This window comes from Aquamicrobium sp. YD-1-mutant5 (assembly GCF_059509755.1).
In genome coordinates this window covers 1-20,465 of the sequence record NZ_JCAKKP010000012.1, presented here as the reverse complement: position 1 = coordinate 20,465, position 20,465 = coordinate 1, and the positions used below count along the sequence as shown (strand labels likewise).

Genomic DNA, 20,465 nt, shown 5'->3' with positions numbered 1-20,465 from the left:
GCGATCGGATCTGCATGAAAATAAAGAGTTGGAGCGTTGCAGCGATGCCTGGAAAAGCGGCAACGCTCCGGAAGCGTACAATGGTCTTTTAGCACGCACCGTGGCAATTGCGAGGCAAGGCTGATTTTGGATTTTATTCTTGCGAATGAAGACCGTTTGTGAATGAGCGTCACATGTTTGTTGTATGAATCAAGGCATAGCAGGGCCACGAAAGGTGGGATTGCCAATGCCGGGTCAGCAGCCTCGTCGTTTCCGCACGATTTTCATTTCGGACCTTCATCTGGGCTCGAAAGCCGCGAAGGCCGAGTTTCTGATAGACTTTCTGCGTCATCACGATGCGGACAACATCTATCTGGTCGGCGATATCGTCGATGGCTGGCGGCTGCGCCGCAGCTGGCACTGGCCGCAGGCGCACAATGATGTGGTGCAGAAGATACTGCGCAAGGCGCGCAAGGGTGCCAGCATCACCTACATAGCCGGCAATCATGACGAGTTCGCGCGGCAGTTCCAGGGCGTGCATTTCGGCGGCATCGTCGTGGCCGACAGCGTCATCCATGAAGCCGCCGACGGCAGGCGCTATCTCGTCATTCATGGTGACCAGTTCGATACCGTCGTGCATAATGCGCGCTGGCTCGCCTATCTCGGCGACCATGCCTATGACGCTGCCATGCTGGCAAACCGGGCGATCGCGCGGCTGCGGCATATGATGGGCCTCGAATACTGGTCCTTTTCATCCTGGGCCAAGCTTCGGGTCAAGAAGGCTGTGAACTTTATCGGCTCCTTCCAGAAAGTGCTTGCCGACGAAGCAAAGCGCTGCGGGGTTGAAGGGGTAATCTGCGGCCACATCCATCATGCGGTTATCGAAAAGACCAGCGACGTCGAATACATTAACACAGGCGACTGGGTTGAGAGCTGTACGGCGGTTGTCGAGCATTTCGATGGCCAGATGGAAATCCTGCGCTGGTCGCATGTGCAGATCGAAGCACCGCCATCGGGCGATGTGCTGGTGCCGATCCGCATCGATGCCCGCCTGACGGAAGCCGCCTGAGGATTCAGCCCCAGAGCCCGGGCTCAGGCGGGAAGACCGTCGACCCCTCATAGAGAAGGCCCGGATCGCGGTCGCGGGCAAGCAGCAGCGGCCCGTCGAGATCGACGAAATCCGCGCCCTGCGCCAGAAGCACGGCGGGTGCCATGGCAAGCGATGTGCCGACCATGCAGCCGACCATGACCTTCATGCCGAGCGCGCGCGCCCTGTCGCGCAGGAGAAGCGCTGCCGTCAGCCCGCCGGCCTTGTCGAGCTTGATGTTGACCGCATCGTAAAGCCCGGCAAGCGCATCGAGATCGGCGGCCTGATGCACGCTCTCATCGGCGCAGATCGCAACCGGGTGAGCTATCCGCCGCAGGACTTCATCCCTGCCTGCCGGCAGGGGCTGCTCGACCAGCGCGACGCCCAGTTCCGCCGCAGCGGTAAGGTTGCGTTCCACGTTCTCGTCGGTCCAGCCTTCATTGGCGTCGATGATGAGTCGGCTACAAGGGGCTGCCTCACGCACGGCACGGATGCGTGCGATGTCGTCTCCGCCTCCGCCGATCTTGACCTTGAGCAGCGGGCGCCCGGCGTTGAGGCTTGCCTGCCTGGCCATTTCATCCGGGGTGGCAAGGGAGAGCGTGTATGCGGTTTCAAGCGAGCCGGCATCCGGCGCGATCAGGCTGCGGACGGTTTTTCCAGAAGCCTTGGCCTCCAGATCCCATAGCGCGCAATCCACGGCATTGCGGGCCGCACCCGCTGGCATCGAATCGAGCAGCGACTGGCGGTCGAGGCCGGCAGAGATTCTCTCCGCCATCGCTTCTATCGCTGCGCGTACCCCTTCGACGCTTTCGCCATAGCGAGCGTAAGGCACGCATTCGCCGCGTCCGCTATTGGTCCCGTCGCGCAGGATGCACGTCACCACCTCCGCTTCGGTCTTGGACCCCCGCGAGATGGTGAAGCTTCCCGCGATCGGGAATTTTTCGACCTCGACGGAAATGACACGCGCCATATCTTTCTTTCTCCGGTTCGCCATGTGGCGGCCATCTGCCGTTCGACAGGCCGGCCACGTCAGGTTAAACAGGACACCATGTTGACCATCGGCAAACGCGGCGCAAGCGCGGCAAAATCAGGAGATGACACGCAAACCCCGCGTGTGCATCTGAGCGAGCGCGACGGTAGCCTTGTCTGCGCTCTTTCCGGCGTCTGGACGACGCTGACCGTGGCCCATGTCGATGCGCAGATGCGCGATGTCGCCAAACGCGCCGCCGGCAGCCCGCTGACCGTCGATCTCTCCGGCATCGCCAAGCTGGACACCGCGGGCGCCTGGCTGATCGACCGTCTGGTGGTGGCCTGCGAATCGCGCGGCGGCCCGGTTCGCGTGGAGGGCCAAAGCGATGTCGCCGGCATCCTGCTCGGAGCCGTGGGCGAAATATCGCGGCGGCAGACGGAAACGGCAGCCGAGCCGCCAGTCAACATCATCATCCGGTTCCTGGAGCTGGTCGGCCGCGGCGTGTATTCCATGCGCGACGACTTCATCGCCGGAATGAACATTCTCGGCGCCACGATCCGTGGCGCGCAGATGAAGCTCGGGCGCGGCCATGCCGTCAATCCGGCCGCCATCTTCAACCAGATCGACCGCATGGGGGTCGGGGCGATCCCCGTCGTGTTTCTCATGTCGGGGATCGTCGGCGCCATCGTCGCCCAGCAGGGCGCTTATCAGCTGAGCTATTTCGGGGCAGACATATTCGTCGTCGATCTGGTCGGCGTGCTGGTGTTGCGCGAGCTTGGCGTGCTGCTCACCGCGATCATGATCGCCGGCCGCTCCGGCAGTGCCATCACGGCCGAGATCGGGTCCATGAAGATGCGGGAGGAAGTCGATGCCCTCAAGGTCATCGGCCTCAATCCCATCGGGGTTCTGGTGTTTCCCCGTCTGGTGGCGCTGGTGATCGCCTTGCCTTGCCTGACCATTCTCGCGAATTTCGCCGCCCTTGGCGGCGGCATCGTTGCGGCCTGGCTTTATTCGGATATTCCGCCTGCCGCCTTTATCGACCGGCTGCGGGTTGCGATCGATGTCAGCACCATCGCTGCGGGTTTGATCAAGGCGCCCTTCATGGCCATCATCATCGGCACAATCGCCTCGGTCGAGGGCATGAAGGTCGGCGGCAGCGCGGAATCGCTCGGAAAGCAGGTTACAACCTCGGTCGTGAAGGCGATTTTCGTGGTCATCGTGCTCGACGGACTTTTCGCCATGTTCTACGCGGCGATCGATTTCTGAGATGGCAGGCGTGAGCGAACATTCTATCGCAGAACCGGACGCGGACGGGCAGGGCGACGTGGTCCTGTCGGCTACCGATGTGACGGTGGCGTTTGGACCCAAGACAGTTTTGCAGAACCTGTCGCTTGAGGTGAGGCGGGGCGAAATTCTGGGCTTCGTCGGCGCTTCCGGCTCCGGAAAATCGGTGCTTTTGCGCACTGTGCTCGGGCTCACGCCCAAGCGCTCCGGCACGATCCGCCTTTTCGGCGAGGACGTGGATAAGATGAGCGATGCCGAAAGAGTTCGGATCGATATGCGGCTTGGCGTGTTGTTCCAGCATGGGGCTTTGTTTTCTGCCCTGACGGTGCTGGAAAACGTGCAGGTTCCCATGCGTGAATATCTCGATCTGCCGGCAAGGCTCATGGATGAACTGGCCATGCTCAAGATCGAGCTGGTCGGCCTACCGCCGGATGCAGCCTACAAGTTTCCCTCTGAGCTGTCGGGCGGCATGATCAAGCGCGCCGCGCTGGCGCGCGCACTGGCGCTCGATCCCGATATCGTTTTTCTCGATGAGCCGACCTCGGGGCTGGACCCGATCGGTGCGGCCGAGTTCGACGAGCTTGTCATAAAGCTGCGCGATACGATGGGACTGACCGTCTATATGGTCACCCACGATCTCGATTCGCTGTTTACCGCCTGTGATCGCATCGCAGTCCTCGGCCAGAAAAGGGTGATCGTCGAAGGTACGATAGAAGAGATGCTCAAGAGCGAAGAACCGTGGGTAAAGTCCTATTTCCGCGGAAAACGCGCCCGTCAGCTTGATCTCTCGGCCCGTACATAGCGATAAGTGGTGTAATGGAAACAAGAGCCAACTACGTCATCGTCGGCATCTTCACGCTGGTTGCGATACTGGCGGCATTCGGCTTCGTCTACTGGACGGCGGCGATCGGCGACCGTGGCGAAACCGTGATGATGCGTGTGCGCATACCGGGCTCGGCCTCGGGCCTCGGGCGCGGCAGCTTCGTGCTGTTCAATGGCGTGAAGGTTGGCGACGTGCGCCGCGTCTATATCGATGTGGAGAATCCGAGCGTCGCCATCGCCGACACGGAAATCGACCGGCTGACCCCGATCACCCGTTCCACCCAGGCTGACATCGGCCTCGCGGGCCTTACCGGCCAGGCGAATATCGAGCTGAAGGGCGCCAACCGCAACGAACCGAAGCTGCTTGACGAGGCGGAGGCCGCGGGCACAGTGGCCGAAATCACGGCCAATCCCTCTGCGGTCACGAATCTGCTGCAGACCGCGCAGGACATATTCACGCGCGCCGAAAGCGTCGTCTCGCAGCTGGAAGGTTTCGCCACCGATGTGCGCGGACCGCTGACCCAGACGGTCCAGAATGCGCAGAAGTTCTCCGAAGCGCTGGCCAACAATGCCGATTCCATCGACAAGTTCCTGACCAGCGTCGGTGCGCTGTCGGAGGAGTTGCAGGGTGTTTCGGGCAAGCTTGACGGCACACTCAAAGCGGCCGAGGGACTGCTGAACTCGATCGATCAGGATCGCGTGAAGCAGATCGTGTCGAACGTCGATGATTTCACCCGCAACCTCAGCAGGTCGGGCGAAAAATTCGATGATGTCATCGATGGCGTGGACAAGGCGGTAGCATCCATCAATGAGTTCGCCACGCGCACGCAGGGCACGCTGGCCAAGGTGGACGGCGTTCTGGACGGCATCGATCCCGATGATGTTCGCGAGGCGCTGGCAAACATTCGCACCGCCAGCGAGAACGCCAACAAGGCGGCGGCCGACGTGGCGCAGGTGACCGAGAAGTTCAGCAACCGTGCCGATGACATCGACAAGGCGATTTCCGACGCGCAGCAGCTGGCCGAACGCCTCAACAACGCTTCCGTGCGGGTCGACGGCATTCTGGCCAAGGTGGACACCATGCTGGGTTCGGATCAGGCGGACGGCGTGATGGCGGATGCGCGCGAGACGCTGAAGTCGTTCAAGCAGGTGGCCGATACGCTGAACGCGCGGCTCGGCACCATCACCGCAAATCTGGAACGTTTTTCCGGCAAGGGGCTTCAGAATGTGGAGGCGCTGGTCAATGACAGCCGCCGTTCGATCAATCGTATCGAGCAGGCCGTCAGCGACCTGCAACGCAATCCGCAGCGCATTCTGTCGGGAGGCGATGGCGAGGTCAGGCAATATGACGGAAGGGTTCGCCGTTGATGGCCTGTGACCGCAAATTCCTTGGAGTTTCCCGCGCCAGCCGTGCTCTGTCGGGAGCTGAGCCTTTGAGGGCGGAGGTTGTATGCTGAGTTCCGTGAAGTTTCGTCTCGCAGCCCTTCTTCTTGCCTGCGGCATGGCAGGTTGCGCGGCCTTGCCGGGTGGCGGACCTGCTCCGCTCGACACCTTCGAACTGTCGGCGGCGAATGTCAGCGCCGAGGGGCGCAGCCGCCGCCAGATCCTCATCGCGGAACCGTCTGCCCTCAAGGCCTTCGATGGCCAGAACATCGTCATCAAGCCGTCCGACGGATCGATACAGTATCTGAAGGGCGCCCAATGGGCGGACCGCCTGCCACTGATGGTGCAGGCGCGGCTTGCAGAGACTTTCCAGCGCTCCAGCCGCTTTGCGGGCGTTGGCAGGCCGGGCGAGGGGCTCGCCATCGACTATCAGGTGATAGCCGAGATACGCGCCTTCGACGTGCGCGTCTCCGGTAGCCAGAAGGCCAATGTGGAGCTTTTCGTGCGCTTGCTGAACGACCGGACCGGAGAAGTGCGGGCAGCCCGCAGCTTCACCGCGGTGGCGCCTGTTTCGGGAACCGGCAATCAGGCCTATGTTGCAGCGCTCGACCGCGCTTTCCGCGATGCGGCCGCGCAGATTGTCGTCTGGAGCGCGGAGCTTCTCTGAACAAAACCGAAGGTTTTCCTAAACAAGAAGGGCGGCCAATAAGGCCGCCCTTTTGTGTAATTGTTCGCCTGAAAGTCAGACCTTGGCTTCAATCAGCATGAAGGCCGGGACATCATCCCCGAAGCCCACCGGAGTGTCGCCATCATCGTCATCGCGTCGCCGGTAGTTGCGATTTTCGCGCGGCGGCCTGTTGCCGTCATTGGACCAGTCACGCTGCTTTCGCGCAGGCGCAGCTGTTCGGGCCGGTGCCGGTTGCGCCACCACTTCCTGATCTGCTTCTGCCCTGGGTGCGGCGGCCTCGCCTGCATCATGACGCGCGCCGCGCGGCTTGCGCTCGCGACCCTCATCCTTGCGTCCGGCACGGCGCGGGGCACCCTTGCCGCGGCGGGGAGCATCGGTTTCACCCTCGCTCTCTTCCACAGTCGACAGGTCGCCATCGTGCCATTCGATCGACTGCCCGATCAGCTTCTCGATCGCATCGATGTATTTCGTATCGTTGCGCGTCGCGATGGTGAACGACTTGCCGAGGCGTCCGGCGCGGCCGGTGCGGCCGATGCGGTGGACATAGTCCTCCGAATGAATCGGAACGTCGTAGTTGAAGACATGGCTGACATCGGGAATGTCGAGCCCGCGCGCGGCTACGTCCGAAGCGACCAGCAGCTTCAGCTTTCCATCCCGGAAATTGGTCAGCATGGTCATGCGCGCGCGCTGATCCATGTCGCCATGAAGCGCGCCGACGCTGAATTCGTGGCGCATGAGCGACTTGTAAAGCTCCGACACATCCACCTTGCGGTTGCAGAAGATGATTGCGTTCTTGAGGCCTTCTTCTTCCTGCTTGATCAGCTTGCGCAGAACGTCGCGCTTTTCCCACGGCTTGGACATGGACTTGACCAGCCGCTGGGTAACGGTGGTTGCCGCACTGGCGGCGCGCGCAACCTCTACCCGCACAGGCGCGTGAAGGAATTTCTCCGTCAGCTTCGTGATCTCGGGCGGCATCGTCGCGGAGAAGAAAAGCGTCTGGCGGGTGAAAGGGATCATCTCGCAGATGCGCTCGATGTCGGGAATGAATCCCATGTCGAGCATGCGGTCGGCCTCGTCGATGACGAGAATTTCGACGCCGTTGAGCAGCAGCTTGCCGCGCTCGCGATGGTCCAGAAGGCGTCCGGGCGTGGCGATCAGCACGTCGGCGCCGCGTTCGAGCTTCTTGTCCTGTTCGTCGAACGAAACGCCGCCGATCAGCAGGGCAATGTTGAGCTTGTGGTTCTTGCCGTATTTGACGAAGTTTTCCTCGACCTGCGCGGCGAGCTCGCGCGTCGGCTCAAGGATGAGCGTGCGCGGCATGCGCGCACGGGCCCGGCCTTTTTCCAGCCGCGTCAGCATGGGAAGCACGAAAGAGGCGGTCTTGCCAGTGCCGGTCTGGGCGATGCCCAGAACGTCCTTGCCTTCAAGGGCGTGAGGAATGGCGCCTGCCTGAATTGGCGTCGGCTGGGTATAGCCGGCGTCAGCGACTGCGGAAACAACCTTCGGCGAAAGGCCGAGGTCTGCGAATGTCAACGCTTCTTGAGCGGTCTGGGTGTCTGAGGACAAGTTCGCTTGCTGTCTTTGAGCTGGTTCGGATCGCGTGGCGGTCTGCGTTGCAGCATGCCATATGGTCACGCTATTAATGTGCATCGCGATAGGCTCAAGCCCGCGTCTTGTCAACACAAACAGAGCATAATCGCGGCAATTGCCGGGTCTGGCGTGGTGCCCGGCGCATTATAGCACCGGATTCACCATCAATATCTGAATTGTTCCTTCAGGATGCGTTCGTTCCACGAATGGCTGGGGTCGAACAGCAGGGTCGCCGTCGCTTTTTTTGACTGGCGCACGGTGACGGATTGCACGCTCTTGACTTCGGTGTGGTCCGCTGCGGCATTGACCGGCCGCTTGCCGGGCTCAAGGATGTCAAACCGCACTTCGGAGCGGTTGGGGAGCAGGGCGCCACGCCAGGCACGCGGGCGGAACGGACTGACGGGGGTCAGCGCCAGAAGCGGTGCATCCAGAGGCAGGATCGCACCGTGGGCAGAAAGATTGTAGGCAGTCGATCCGGCAGGCGTCGCCACCATCACGCCATCGCAACTGAGTTCTTCCAGCCGCTCCTTGCCATCCACCGAGATACGGATCTTTGCGGTCTGGTAGGATTGCCGCCACAAAGCCACCTCGTTGATGGCAACGGCCTTTGCCGTTTCGCCATCCATGGTGGTTGCCTCCATCTCAAGGGGGCGGATGGTTTCGGCCACGGCCGCGCCTATCCGCTCGGGCAGGGCGTCAAGCGCGAACTCGTTCATCAGGAAGCCGATGGTGCCACGGTTCATGCCGTAGACCTTCTTGCCGGTTCCCATCGTCTCGCGCAGCGTCTGGAGGAGAAATCCATCACCACCCAGAGCCACGATGATGTCGGCCTGCTCGACCGGAACCTGCCCGTATTCGGCTGACAATGCAGCCAGGGCATCAAGTGCTTCGGGAGTGCCGGAGGAAACGAAAGCCAGCGCGGATGGCTTCTTCGTCATGGGCTTGGTGTTCATTTTAATGCGATGGCCCCCGATCAGAATGCAATGTGGACCTAACATGGGTTTCGGGTGCTGGCAAAGCGGATGACCGGAGCGCCGCCTTGCGGGCCGACAGGTTTACCGGAAAGGGTACACACATTAAGCTGGCTTAAACGGAAGCGGCCGATGCTGCTTCGGCATGAAAGGCGGGGGCCTGACTGACAGGGACTTCCCAATTGCCGTTCACACGTATGTTGATCATCGCTCTCTTCATGGCAGCTTTTGCCATGGCCTTCTCGCATCTGGTCAGGAACACAGATTCAGGAGTTTCCCGGCAGGAGCCTTCAGATGTGAGTTGCGGAGAGGGGACAGGCGTAGCCTGCCCGACGCGGCGCCAGATGTAGTCATTCCTTCGTCATCGAACGGGAACAGATTTGCGCATTCGGAAATGGATGGAGGCAGAGTTTGCTTGGCCTCACCCATTTGGGACGCCATAATACCACTTTTCGACAAGGAGACGGAATGAGAGCACGTACAGCCACGATTGGCGATCTCGAAACGGTGTTCCGCGACCTTTCCGGTCGCATGTCCGCTGACTATGTTGCTGCTGGCCTGACCGTTGAAGGTGCGCAGGACAGCCTGACGATGGATCTGAAAGAGGGGCGGGCTCACGCGCTGCTCGATGACGACACTGTGGTTGCCATCATTACCTGGCACGAAATCGATCACGTCGCGGAAACCGCCTTTGCGGCGCGCGAAGGCTTCTTCACTGCTTCAACGGTGAGATTCTGCAAAAAGCATATCAGGCGCATACAGGAACTGACCGGAAACATGCCGATCCGCTCAAGAAGCTGGCTTGGTGAGCCGGAAGTGACGCGGTGGTTCCGCATAATCGGCTACGAGCAACTGCAGGGTAACGGTTCCAGGCTTTTTGAATTGCCACCGGCCTAGACAGCTCGCTGCCCCGCTGCGGCTAAACCATCCTCTTGCGGGTCACTGACTTCGACCCGGTTCCGGCCAAGAGACTTGGCAGCATAGAGCGCCCGGTCGGCTCGGCGCAGCAGTCCGGAAAAATCCGCGTCGGATGGACCGCGCGACGCTACGCCGACGGAAACCGTCAGCTGCATGACATTCCCGTCCGTTTTGCACGGAGCGTCCTCCACCGCCTTTCTCAGGCCTTCCAGCCGCTGTTCCGGCGAGCCATCGAGCAGCATGACGAACTCCTCGCCGCCGGAGCGGGCGACCATGGTTCGGTTGCCGGCATGTGTGCTGAGAATATCGGCAACATGCTGAAGTGCCTTGTCGCCGACATCGTGGCCATAGGTGTCGTTGATCTTCTTGAAACTGTCGATATCGAAGATCGCGACACTCAGTCCGGCTCCGGCCGGTCCTGCCGTGTTGAAAAGCTGTTCGGCACGTTGGGTCAGTGTGCGCCGGTTCGGCAGGCCGGTCAGGTAGTCGGTCGAGGCGGCATGCTCCCATTGCATGCGGATGCGGTCTGAACACAGAAGGATGAATGACGTTGTGCCCAGCACAGGCAGAACGGCCATGAAGATGGGAGTCACCACATTTACCGTCGATGCGCCGGTGGTGACGCTGAAGTCCGTAGGCAGGGGGCTGAAGAGGAAAACGCTGGCGCGCAACGCTGTAAACACGGCCATGATCATGAATATGACCAGAAGCACCCGCCGGCTGATGGAGTCATCCGCCCGGGGTGGGCGCGCCAGTATCCTGATGCTCGCGAGCATCAGCCAGCACCAGGCTATCGTGATGATGATGATTCTGGCCTGAAAATTTTCCTCTATCATCGAGAACCAGAATACTGAAAAAGCACCCACCGCTATCGTCAGGTAGTGCCAGTTCGAGGCTTTGAAATCGTAGAACTTGGCCAGAGCCTGATTGTAGGCGAGCAGGCCGATCAGGAAGGCGGTGTTGACAATGACCAGCAGCACCGGGGGCGGTCGTTCCGACGCGATGGCGAACAGCCCGCATCCTATCGCGATCAGAAATGTTCCGGCCTGCCACATGTGGGCGGCAGGACGCAGGTTGTCCGGCAGATCGCGGGACATGATGGCCAGAACCAGCCCGTTCGAGAGCATCATCGTTGCCACAATGGCGAACAAATATTCTGAAACCATGGCCCCAAATCAGTCGCTGTTTTGCCAGCAATGATAAGGTGACAAAGATGACCAATCCGACAACAGGCATAAATTCAGCCGGATGCTATCGTCGAGGGGGTCGACTTCATCAGGTCGAAGTCCGGACATGAAATCTTTGGTCATGTCGGGCAGCTAGGCGAACTGATTCGCATCGACTCCAAAAAGTTGGAGCGCATCGCCGGAAACCAGCATGGTCAGAGCAACCGTCGCGCCTGTGGTCAGGGGTTGGAACGGGAGGTGCTGCAGATTGCCATCGATGACGCCTCCGGCTGGCCTGTACCGAGATTCTGCCCGATGAGAAAAAAGCGAGCGCAACTGGCTTCCTTGAGCGGGCGCTCGGCCTCTTCGAGGCGGATGGGATCACGATCGAGCGGGTCATGACCGACAACGGCGGGGCCTGCAAAAGCCATCTCTTCCGCAAGGCGTTCGCCGATCACGGCATCCGTCACAAGAGCACAAGGCCCTATACGCCGCGCACCAAAGGAAACGCCGGGCGCTTCATCCAGACTTCGTTGCGCGAATGGCTCTGCGCAAAGACCATTCTTCAGCTCCAGACAACGAACCGCAGCAATGCCCGTCTGGGTGTGAGACTACGACAACCAGAGACCTCATTCCGCTCCCGGCGGAAGCCGCCTGTCAACACGCAAAGTGCTCATGGCCGTGGCCTCCCCGATTGCCCGGGTGGGGCGACAGCAAACCGGCTTAGCGGACGAAGGTTTGGGTCAGTCCCATGGCTCGATCGATGATCATGATGATCGCCAGCGTTAATAGGAACAGCAACACCGAGACGCAGGCGACCGTCGGGTCAGCGCTTGTCTCGACGTAGCGGAACAATTCGGTCGGCAGTGTCGTCAGCTTCGGCCCCGTCAGAAACAGAGTGATGACCAACTCGTCAAACGAGACGAGGAAGCATAACGCCGTCGCTGCGATGATGCCGGGCATCATCATGGGCAGTGTGACGCGCCGCACGACAGTCAGCGGCCCTGCACCCAGCGAGGCGGCGGCCTCCTCACAGGCCAGATTGACGTTGCCCAGCGCCACGGCGAGCACGCGCAGGGCGTAGGGCAGCGTGACGACGAGATGCGCGAGCACGATGCCGTGGAACGTACCAAGCAAGCCGATAGTCGCGAAGATAATCAGTATCGCCAGGCCCAGGACGATGGTCGGCAGCAGGAGTGGCGCGGTGAACAGATTGTATAGAAGCTCCGAGCCAGGCGTCTTCAATCTGATGATTGCGTAAACTGCGGGAATCGCGATTGCCAGCGACAACATGGTGACGACAACCGCCAGGGACAGGCTGGTAAGAAATGACGAGATGATGAGTTCGTTCTGCAACAGGGATTGATACCAGCGAAACGACCATGAGCTCGGTGGAAAGCTGAGAAGGCGGTCGCCGCTGAACGAGATCGGGAAAACCAGAAGCGCCGGCGCCAACAAAAACAGCATCAGAACGAACACAAGAGCGCGCAGCGGCCAGGGGATATTATGTCCATCCATCAATCGAGCCTCTTCAACAATCGGGTGTAGACGGCGAGGGATATGCCAAACAGGATGAGCACCAGGATCGAAAGCGTCGCGGCAACCGGCCAGTTCAATGTGACGATCGCCTGATCATAGATCTCTGTCGCCAACAGAAAAACACGGCCACCGCCCATCAGTTTCGGTGTGACGAAGGACGAGATGGCGAGCACGAAACAGAGCAGCCAGCCGAGCGCGATGCCCGGCAATGTGAGCGGCAGGATAATCCTGCGGAACGTCTGGGCTGGTGTCGCGCCGAGCGAACGCGCCGCCTCTTCGAAGCGGGAATCCAGTCTGCCGAAGCCGGCCAGGAGCGCCAGGATCATGTAAGGCATCAGGATTTCCGTCAGGCTAATCGTGACGCCTGTTGCGTTGAACAGGAGCCGCGGCGGGTTTTCGACGCCGAGAGCCTTGATCGAGCGGATGATTGGCCCGTCATTGGACAGCAGTGCTATCCAGCCATAGGTGCGGACGACCGCCGACGTAAGCAGTGGCGCAATCACGAGGAAGATCAGCAAGCTGCGCCACCGGCCGCTGGACCAGTGAATGTACAGCGCAATCGGGTAGCTGACGATGAGCGTCGCCAGAGTGACGCCAAGGCCGAGCGTGACGCTGTTGGCGATCAGTTGCAGATTGAACGGATCGGCGATCGCCTTGATCCAGTTGCTGAGGATGAAGGCTTCACGGATGCCGCCTCCGGGCACATATTCATTGAACGACATGCGAGCGAGATTGAGCATCGGGATGATGAAACCAATCACGTTCACCAGCACGATCGGAAACAGCAATGCAAGGCCCGTTTGGCCGCCAAGTCCACCGGTTGCGGGCTTGTTCGAGACCGCCGCCGAACTCATTCGGCCCTCCCGAACATTCGGGTATCCGACACAGCCCACGACAATGTCGCCTCGGTTCCGGGTTCGCGAATGTCATGCGCCTGTGTCGAGGATTGCTCGGCGACGAGCCCGACGCCATTGGCGTCAAAATGGAACTGGATCATGTCGCCTACGAAAGTGACCCGTTGCAATTTTGCCTGACATGCTGGCGGCTACGCGGTGTCATCGTGACCCATCACACCATTCGAAAATGAGGGGGAAACTATTTTCTCACCTCATTTCCCTTGCCGACAACCACCCCTGATCCCGCGGGCGGCTCCACTGCGTTGAAGGCATTATTGGAATCGTATCGGATGGCCGTTGCCGCTTTTGTATCTCCGGGATTAGCGGAGGAGCCACCTCATGGAACCCGGCAACAAAAACAAAAATGGAAGAAACTGTCCCACTATGTGAAGTGGTGCAGAAGGTGGGGCGAAATGATCCAATTTAACAAGGAAAATCAACACCCTGAAATGGGTGGTGGTGCCCCCGGCAGGGATCGAACCCGCGACCTTCGGTTTACAAAACCGCTGCTCTACCAGCTGAGCTACAAGGGCAACGTGCTCCGGTTAGCATATTTGTCGTGCCAGTAAAGACAAATCAGAGCCGGATCACGGTTTCGCATGCTGAAATAGCCCTTGCTGCTCCCTACATGGGGAACAAGAGCCATTCAGGGGAAAGCCGATGCTCAGATTTGTCATCGTCGCTTTGATTGTGCTGGCCGCATGGGCGCTGGTGCTCAATACGATCCGGGTGGTGCGTGGCATGAGCATAGACTGGACCGGCGTCGCTTTCATGGTCGGCTTTGTCGCGCTTGCGTTCTATCTGCGCCACGTCAGCGGAATGGGCTGAAGGGGAGGGAACTCAGTTCCTGCCGCCGATCATCGCTGTTACTTCCGCCGCCGCATCGCGAACCACCGGCCCGATCTGCGCCAGCCGTTCCGGCGTGACCCGCACCGTGGGGCCTGAGACGGACACCCCTCCCACCGGCTCGCCATGTTCGTTGAAAACGGCCGCCGCCACGCAGCGCATGCCGAGATTGCGTTCCTCGTCGTCCACGGCCCAGCCGCGGATCCTTGCCTCGGCGAGATCCCGCATCAGTTCGGGCAGGGTCGCAAGGGTGCGGTCCGTATAGGTTTCCAGACCCAGCCGGTCGATGAGCACAGCCACTCGCTCCGGATCCATGTGGGAGAGAACGGCCTTGCCGATGCCGGAAGCATGAAAGGCGGTGCGGGTGCCGGGCCGGAAGAAGGCGCGGATGGCCTGATGCGTCTCGACCTGGCTGACGAACACCACGCAATCATCCTCTGCCAGCCCAAGATTGGCGGTTTCTCCGGTTTTCTCCATCAGGTCCTGCATCACCACGCGCGCCCGGTCGACAATTTTGCGCCCGCGCAGAAAGGCGGAGCCCATGCGATAGGTTTCGACGCCTATCGACCACAATTGTTCGGTTCGGTCGAACTCCACCATTCCATGGGATTCGAGGGTGGTGAGCATGCGATAGGCGGTCGCCGCGGCAATGCCCGACTGGTCGGCGATCTCGCTCAGCGAAAGACCGCTTGCCCGTGCCACGATCGCCAGTATCCGCAAGGCCCGGTCGAGAGACTGCACCGGCCCGGCATCCGGGGAGGGGCTGAAGGCGCGTGGCCTGCCGCGCTGACGTTTTTCGGCTTGTTCCATCGCGGTCACCTTCGATTTCCAATGAAAATGAAAAACTTTTTTATAAGAAATTGATAAGCGAGTAAATGAAAAATGAAAAGATTATGTTTGTCAGTATGTTATGGAAAAATATCATAAATGAAAAACTTTTTTGAAAAAGTTGAAAAACAGGTCAGGTGCTGACATCCTCTGATCATCAGAATTGCTCTGGAGGATGCCGCCATGGCCAGAATGCGTGCCGTCGATGCCGCTGTTCTCGTTCTTGAAAAGGAAGGGATTTCCTGTGCCTTCGGGGTGCCGGGTGCAGCCATCAATCCGCTCTATTCCGCGCTGAAGGCACGGGGAACGATCCGTCATATTCTTGCCCGTCATGTCGAGGGCGCCTCGCATATGGCGGAAGGCTACACGCGCGCTGCCAGCGGCAATATCGGCTTGTGCCTCGGCACGTCCGGCCCGGCCGGAACCGACATGATCACCGGGCTTTATTCCGCGTCCGCCGATTCCATTCCCATCCTGTGCATCACCGGGCAGGCTCCTCGCGCCCGGCTGACGAAGGAAGACTTTCAGGCGGTCGACATTGCCGCCATCGCGGGGCCCGTCACCAAGTGGGCTGTCACGGTCATGGAGCCTTATCTGGTGCCGATGGCGCTGCAAAAGGCGTTCCATCTCATGCGCTCGTCGCGGCCCGGCCCGGTGCTGATCGACCTGCCGCTGGATGTCCAGCTGGCAGAAATAGACTTCGACATCGATGCCTATGAGCCGATGCCCGCTTTCAGGCCCGCCATGACCCGCGCCCAGGCCGAGAAGGCGCTTGCCATGCTGAACGAGGCGGAAAAGCCGCTGATCGTGGCCGGAGGCGGCATCATCAATGCCGATGCGTCCGACCTGCTGATCGAATTCGCGGAGATCACCGGGGTTCCGGTCATCCCGACGCTGATGGGCTGGGGCGCCATTCCGGACGATCACCGGCTGATGGCCGGTATGTGCGGGCTCCAGACCTCGCACCGCTACGGCAACGCCACCATGCTGGAGGCCGATTTCGTGTTCGGCATCGGCAACCGCTGGGCCAATCGTCATACCGGCTCGGTCGACGTCTATACGAAGGGAAGGAAATTCATCCATGTCGACATCGAGCCGACGCAGATCGGCCGTGTCTTCGCACCGGATCTCGGCATCGTCTCGGATGCCGGCGCGGCGCTGAAAATGCTGCTTGATGTGGCGACCGAATGGAAGACGGCTGGAAAACTGCGCGACTGGTCCGGCTGGGCGAAGGCGTGCCAGCAGCGCAAGAAGACGATGAAGCGCAAGACCCATTTCGAGCAGGTGCCGCTGAAGCCACAGCGCATCTACGAGGAAATGAACAAGGCTTTCGGCCGTGATACCACCTATGTCACCACCATCGGTCTCAGCCAGATCGCCGGTGCGCAGTTCCTGCATGTCTACAAGCCGCGCAACTGGATCAATTGCGGGCAGGCCGGTCCCCTGGGGTGGACATTGCCGGCGGCGCTCGGTGTGAGGGCCGCCCGTCCGGATGCGAATATCGTCGCCCTGTCAGGCGATTACGATTTCCAGTTCATGATCGAGGAACTGGCCGTCGGCGCCCAGCACAAGCTGCCCTACATCCATGTCGTGGTGAACAACGCCTATCTCGGCCTCATCCGGCAGGCACAGCGCGGTTTCGCGATGGACTACGAGGTCAGCCTCGCTTTCGAGAACATCAATACCGTCGGCCATGCGGAGGTCGCCTATGGCGTCGATCATGTCGCCGTTGCCGAAGCCATGGGCTGCAAGGCGCTGCGCGTACGCCGGCCGGACGAGTTCGCCGGTGCCTTCGCCGAAGCGCGCCGGCTGATGAAGGAACATCAGGTTCCGGTCGTGCTGGAATTCATTCTCGAACGTGTCACCAATATCTCCATGGGCACCGAGATCGACAACATCACCGAGTTCGAGGAACTGGCCGAGCGCAATGAGGATGCGCCCACCGCAATCGCCATGCTCGACTGATTCAGTTTGTGAGGAAATTCAGCTATGCCACGGTTTTCAGCTAATCTTTCCATGCTTTTCGGGGAATATGAGTTCCTCGACCGCTTCGATGCCGCCGCCCGGGCCGGATTTCGCGGTGTGGAATATCTCGGTCCTTACGACCATCCCGCCGAAGAAGTTTCGGCACGGCTGAAGAAGAACGGACTGAAACAGGTTCTCTTCAATGTGCCATCCGGCGACTGGGCCGCCGGGGAGCGCGGCATTGCCATCCTGCCGGACCGGATCGAGGAGTTCCGCGCCGGGGTCGACAAGGCCATCACCTATGCGAGGGCTCTGGATTGCGGGCAAGTGAACTGCCTCGCCGGCATCGCGCCTGCCGGTGTGCCGCGTGAAGAGCTTGAAGAGGTGTTCGTCGAAAACCTGAAATTTGCCGCCGACAGGCTGGGCGAGGCTGGCATTCGCCTGCTGATCGAGCCGATCAACACCCGCGACATTCCGGGCTTCTTCCTGACCGGCACGCAACAGGCCCTCGATCTGATCGAAAAGGTCGGATCGCAGAACCTGTGGCTGCAATATGACATCTATCACATGCAGATCATGGAGGGCGATCTGACGCGCTCGATAGAGGCCAACCTGCCGCGCATCGCCCATATCCAGCTTGCCGACAACCCTGGCCGCCATGAGCCTGGAACGGGCGAGATCAACTACCCGTTCCTCTACGATGTCATCGACGGCCTTGGCTATGCGGGCTGGATCGGCGCCGAATACAAGCCGAAAGCCGGCACCGAAGCGGGACTTGGCTGGTTCGGGAAATTCGCCGGCAAGGCGGACGCGGCAGCGTGACGAATCGAAAGGACGCCACAATGGAAAACATCGGTTTCATCGGTCTGGGCATAATGGGCTCTCCCATGGCCGGGCATCTGCTGGATGCAGGCTATTCGGTCATCACCACCGACCATCGATCACCGCCGCCTGCCGACCTTGTCGACAAAGGCCTGAGGATCGTGACCGGCAACGCCGCCGTGGCACAGGCCGCAGACATCATCATCACCATGGTGCCGGATACGCCGCAGGTGGATGAGGTGCTGTTCGGCGAGGATGGCGTGGCGTCGGGCCTGTCGAAGGGCAAGCTGGTCATCGACATGTCGTCTATTTCGCCGATCGCCACCAAAACCTTCGCGCAGAAGATCAACGCTCTGGGCTGCGATTATCTGGACGCGCCGGTTTCGGGCGGGGAGGTAGGCGCCAAGGCTGCATCGCTCACCATCATGGTCGGCGGCGAGGAGAACGCTTTCGAGCGCGCGCGCCCCGTTTTCGAGAAAATGGGCAAGAACATCACGCTGGTCGGCCCCAATAGCGTCGGGCAGACGACCAAGGTAGCGAACCAGATCGTCGTCGCGCTCACCATTGAGGCGGTGGCCGAGGCGCTGGTGTTTGCGTCCAAGGCGGGAGCCGATCCTGCCCGGGTGCGGCAGGCGCTGATGGGCGGGCTCGCGGCGTCGCGCATCCTCGAAGTACATGGCGAACGCATGATCAAGCGCACCTTCGACCCGGGCTTCCGCATCGAACTGCACCAGAAGGACCTCAATCTGGCCCTCGAAGGGGCCCGTTCGCTCGGCGTCTCGCTGCCCAACACCTCAACGGCGCAGCAGCTCTTCAACTCCTGCGCCGCCAATGGCGGGGCCAAGGAGGATCATTCGGCGCTGGTGCGCGCGCTGGAGCGGATGGCCGGCCACGACGTAGCCTGACGATCAAATCGGCACAAAGTGGCCAGACGATCACGCGAATCGAACCGGCAAACAGCCGGTGCGAACAGCGGGCGGGGAGGGGAACGGTCGTGTTCCCAAAAAGATGTTCCCCTTGCCGCCCGTTTGGGCATTTTGCAGTCAGACGCAAGCGACTGACATCGCATAGATCCCGCTAAACTCGGGACTGGAGCAGCGGAATCGGCCTTTGTCTGAACGCCTGCTGTTCTCTCTATTCGTTCAGAAACCGCCCCGCCGCATAGAGAGCCACGGCTGCGGCGTTGGAGACATTGAGCGAGCGGATGGCGCCGGGCATATCCAGCCGGGCCAGCGCACTCACCGTCTCGCGTGTCTTCTGCCGCAGGCCCTTGCCTTCCGCGCCGAGAACGAGCGCCAGCCTTTGTGCCGAAAAGGTCTTTTCCAGCTCGGCGGGTCCATCCGAATCGAGACCGATCGTCTGGAAGCCGGCCCCATGCAGGGTTTCCAGCGCGTCGGCGAGATTGCGCACCTCGATATGGTCGATGTGTTCCAGCGCGCCGGATGCCGATTTGGCCAGCACGCCGGATTCGGTCGGGCTGTGACGATTGGTCGTGATGAGCGCGCCGGCGCCGAAGGCCACGGCGGAACGCAGAATTGCGCCGACATTGTGCGGATCCGTCACCTGATCCAGCACAAGCACAAGATTCGTGTCACCCAGCGCGTCGAGGCGCTTGGGCCTGAGCGGCTCGGCCTCGATCAGCACGCCCTGATGGACGGCGTCGGATCCGGTGATCTTGTCGATCTCGCGCGGCTCGACGATGCGGGCCGGGAAGGGAAGGCCATCCACAGAGCCGAGTTCCAGCCGCTCGGCCGCATTGCGCGTGACCAGCATGGAGCGCACCTTGCGTCCGGGATTGGCAAGGGCTGCGCGCACCGTGTGCAAGCCATAGAGATGCACGAGACCTTCGGAGGGACCGTCGCCGGGCATGACCTTGCGCCGTGGCCTGTGCGCGGGTGGCCCGCCGGCCTTTTCGTCACGAAAGGTTCGACGCAGCCTTGCATAATGCGCGTCTTTGGGGGTGCCGGATTTCTTGATGTCGCTCATGCTCGTCCTATAGCTGTAGTGCCTGCTTTTGCCTATGGCGGCGACGCCATGAAAAAACTGCGGAGAAAACGTCTCCGGCGCGGTTGACACAAAACAGCCTTGCGGCCATAAGGCGCTTCGCTGATGGCGGGCATCGACAGGGCTCCGGCATCTGTAAGTGCCTCGCAGCAGGCTCCGTCGGCAGACTGGAGGAGTGCCCGAGTGGTTAAAGGGGACGGACTGTAAATCCGTTGGCTTAGCCTACGTTGGTTCAAATCCAACCTCCTCCACCACTGCCGCACCGGAGACCTGAAATGCGGGTGTAGCTCAATGGTAGAGCAGCAGCCTTCCAAGCTGAATACGAGGGTTCGATTCCCTTCACCCGCTCCAGTTTTCTGAATGCGAAGCGCAGGGCCGGGTTCGTTCATCCAGCCCCTTACAACAGCAATATTTTCTGCCTATATCTGCGTCATTCACCCGCAGTTGCATGTCAGGGTGTATGGCTGCACCGTCGCTGGCCAAAAGACACTTGTGTTTTGCGGCCGTTCTCGCTAATCGCCCCGCATCCGACTGAACCAAAGGTCCACGCGCCTAAGGAAAGAGACTATGGCAAAAGGTAAATTCGAGCGCAATAAGCCTCATGTGAACATTGGCACGATTGGTCACGTTGACCATGGCAAGACGTCGACGACGGCTGCGATCACGAAGTATTTCGGTGATTTCAAGGCTTATGACCAGATTGACAA

At 60.6% G+C, this 20,465-nt stretch carries 21 protein-coding genes and 3 tRNA genes; 13 read left to right on the top strand and 11 right to left on the bottom strand.

Annotation, left to right across the window (positions count from 1 at the left end; all coding sequences use genetic code 11):
* Positions 1-226: 226 nt before the first annotated feature.
* Positions 227-1,048: a UDP-2,3-diacylglucosamine diphosphatase gene (locus tag AC5XE7_RS15455; protein ID WP_183829636.1), complete on the top strand. Its 822-nt coding sequence runs from the start codon at positions 227-229 to the stop codon at positions 1,046-1,048.
* A gap of 4 nt (positions 1,049-1,052) precedes the next feature.
* Here AC5XE7_RS15455 and dgcA read toward each other — a convergent pair whose 3' ends face one another.
* Positions 1,053-2,036, bottom strand: coding sequence for an N-acetyl-D-Glu racemase DgcA (gene dgcA, locus AC5XE7_RS15450; protein ID WP_495366704.1), 984 nt, complete (start codon positions 2,034-2,036; stop codon positions 1,053-1,055).
* 78 nt (positions 2,037-2,114) lie between these two features.
* Here dgcA and AC5XE7_RS15445 point away from each other — a divergent pair, with 78 nt between their 5' ends.
* The 4 genes from AC5XE7_RS15445 (at position 2,115) to AC5XE7_RS15430 (ending at position 6,192) form a co-directional block, all read left to right on the top strand.
* Positions 2,115-3,302, top strand: a complete 1,188-nt coding sequence (locus AC5XE7_RS15445; protein ID WP_495366703.1) for an ABC transporter permease — start codon at positions 2,115-2,117, stop codon at positions 3,300-3,302.
* Position 3,303: 1 nt separating this feature from the next.
* Entirely contained in the window at positions 3,304-4,122 is an 819-nt protein-coding gene (locus AC5XE7_RS15440) for an ABC transporter ATP-binding protein (RefSeq protein WP_287944912.1), read from the top strand.
* A gap of 14 nt (positions 4,123-4,136) precedes the next feature.
* Positions 4,137-5,510 carry an MlaD family protein gene (locus tag AC5XE7_RS15435; RefSeq protein WP_495366702.1) on the top strand — a complete coding sequence of 458 codons (1,374 nt, stop codon included), beginning with the start codon at positions 4,137-4,139 and terminating at the stop codon, positions 5,508-5,510.
* Positions 5,511-5,592: 82 nt separating this feature from the next.
* Positions 5,593-6,192, top strand: a complete 600-nt coding sequence (locus AC5XE7_RS15430; RefSeq protein ID WP_495366701.1) for an ABC-type transport auxiliary lipoprotein family protein — start codon at positions 5,593-5,595, stop codon at positions 6,190-6,192.
* Between the two features lie 75 nt (positions 6,193-6,267).
* Here AC5XE7_RS15430 and AC5XE7_RS15425 read toward each other — a convergent pair whose 3' ends face one another.
* Both AC5XE7_RS15425 and AC5XE7_RS15420 read right to left on the bottom strand, forming a co-directional pair.
* Positions 6,268-7,779 (bottom strand): DEAD/DEAH box helicase, encoded by a 1,512-nt coding sequence (locus AC5XE7_RS15425; protein ID WP_495366700.1) that lies wholly within the window; start codon positions 7,777-7,779, stop codon positions 6,268-6,270.
* Positions 7,780-7,967: 188 nt separating this feature from the next.
* Entirely contained in the window at positions 7,968-8,741 is a 774-nt protein-coding gene (locus AC5XE7_RS15420; RefSeq protein ID WP_495366761.1) for an NAD kinase, read from the bottom strand.
* A gap of 501 nt (positions 8,742-9,242) precedes the next feature.
* On the opposite strand from AC5XE7_RS15420, the gene AC5XE7_RS15415 reads away from it, so the two are divergent.
* Positions 9,243-9,671, top strand: coding sequence for a hypothetical protein (locus AC5XE7_RS15415; protein ID WP_183829661.1), 429 nt, complete (start codon positions 9,243-9,245; stop codon positions 9,669-9,671).
* On the opposite strand, the gene AC5XE7_RS15410 is transcribed toward AC5XE7_RS15415, so the two are convergent.
* The 6 genes from AC5XE7_RS15410 to AC5XE7_RS15385 all read right to left on the bottom strand — a co-directional run bounded on the left by AC5XE7_RS15410 (position 9,668) and on the right by AC5XE7_RS15385 (position 13,826).
* Positions 9,668-10,858, bottom strand: coding sequence for a GGDEF domain-containing protein (locus tag AC5XE7_RS15410; protein WP_495366699.1), 1,191 nt, complete (start codon positions 10,856-10,858; stop codon positions 9,668-9,670). The two genes, AC5XE7_RS15415 and AC5XE7_RS15410, sit on opposite strands and share 4 nt — an antisense overlap.
* 239 nt (positions 10,859-11,097) lie before the next feature.
* Complete coding sequence (locus tag AC5XE7_RS15405; protein ID WP_495366698.1) at positions 11,098-11,316, bottom strand: hypothetical protein; 219 nt, start codon at positions 11,314-11,316, stop codon at positions 11,098-11,100.
* A gap of 265 nt (positions 11,317-11,581) precedes the next feature.
* Entirely contained in the window at positions 11,582-12,376 is a 795-nt protein-coding gene (locus AC5XE7_RS15400) for an ABC transporter permease (RefSeq protein ID WP_495366697.1), read from the bottom strand.
* On the bottom strand, positions 12,376-13,251 hold the full coding sequence (locus tag AC5XE7_RS15395; protein ID WP_495366696.1) for an ABC transporter permease: 876 nt from the start codon (positions 13,249-13,251) through the stop codon (positions 12,376-12,378). Before AC5XE7_RS15395 ends, AC5XE7_RS15400 begins: the two co-directional genes overlap by 1 nt.
* Positions 13,248-13,421, bottom strand: coding sequence for a TOBE domain-containing protein (locus AC5XE7_RS15390; RefSeq protein WP_495366695.1), 174 nt, complete (start codon positions 13,419-13,421; stop codon positions 13,248-13,250). The genes AC5XE7_RS15395 and AC5XE7_RS15390 overlap by 4 nt, the downstream gene beginning before the upstream one ends.
* 329 nt (positions 13,422-13,750) lie before the next feature.
* Positions 13,751-13,826: transfer RNA gene (locus AC5XE7_RS15385), tRNA-Thr, on the bottom strand.
* Positions 13,827-13,953: 127 nt separating this feature from the next.
* Between AC5XE7_RS15385 and AC5XE7_RS15380 the strand changes: the two genes are divergently transcribed.
* Positions 13,954-14,121, top strand: a complete 168-nt coding sequence (locus AC5XE7_RS15380; RefSeq protein WP_280200463.1) for a hypothetical protein — start codon at positions 13,954-13,956, stop codon at positions 14,119-14,121.
* Positions 14,122-14,133: 12 nt separating this feature from the next.
* Here the strand turns inward: AC5XE7_RS15380 and bhcR are convergent, their stop codons facing one another.
* The gene (bhcR, locus tag AC5XE7_RS15375) at positions 14,134-14,949 is read right to left on the bottom strand and encodes an HTH-type transcriptional regulator BhcR (RefSeq protein WP_495366694.1); all 816 of its coding nucleotides are present in this window, start codon (positions 14,947-14,949) and stop codon (positions 14,134-14,136) included.
* 201 nt (positions 14,950-15,150) lie between these two features.
* Between bhcR and gcl the strand changes: the two genes are divergently transcribed.
* Genes gcl through AC5XE7_RS15360 form a run of 3 tightly spaced genes read left to right on the top strand, consistent with a single transcriptional unit; the run spans position 15,151 to position 18,659 of the window.
* Positions 15,151-16,932, top strand: coding sequence for a glyoxylate carboligase (gcl, locus tag AC5XE7_RS15370; protein WP_495366693.1), 1,782 nt, complete (start codon positions 15,151-15,153; stop codon positions 16,930-16,932).
* Between the two features lie 24 nt (positions 16,933-16,956).
* Positions 16,957-17,754: a hydroxypyruvate isomerase gene (gene hyi / locus AC5XE7_RS15365; RefSeq protein WP_495366692.1), complete on the top strand. Its 798-nt coding sequence runs from the start codon at positions 16,957-16,959 to the stop codon at positions 17,752-17,754.
* Complete coding sequence (locus AC5XE7_RS15360) at positions 17,724-18,659, top strand: 2-hydroxy-3-oxopropionate reductase (RefSeq protein ID WP_495366760.1); 936 nt, start codon at positions 17,724-17,726, stop codon at positions 18,657-18,659. The genes hyi and AC5XE7_RS15360 overlap by 31 nt, the downstream gene beginning before the upstream one ends.
* Before the next feature lie 229 nt (positions 18,660-18,888).
* Here AC5XE7_RS15360 and AC5XE7_RS15355 read toward each other — a convergent pair whose 3' ends face one another.
* Positions 18,889-19,740 carry a TrmH family RNA methyltransferase gene (locus tag AC5XE7_RS15355; protein ID WP_495366691.1) on the bottom strand — a complete coding sequence of 284 codons (852 nt, stop codon included), beginning with the start codon at positions 19,738-19,740 and terminating at the stop codon, positions 18,889-18,891.
* Positions 19,741-19,927: 187 nt separating this feature from the next.
* Here AC5XE7_RS15355 and AC5XE7_RS15350 point away from each other — a divergent pair.
* The 3 genes from AC5XE7_RS15350 to AC5XE7_RS15340 form a co-directional block, all read left to right on the top strand.
* Positions 19,928-20,012: transfer RNA gene (locus tag AC5XE7_RS15350), tRNA-Tyr, on the top strand.
* 23 nt (positions 20,013-20,035) lie between these two features.
* Positions 20,036-20,109 (top strand) — tRNA-Gly (locus tag AC5XE7_RS15345).
* 216 nt (positions 20,110-20,325) lie between these two features.
* The coding region (locus tag AC5XE7_RS15340; RefSeq protein WP_495366759.1) for a GTP-binding protein at positions 20,326-20,465 on the top strand (140 nt) is incomplete at its 3' end.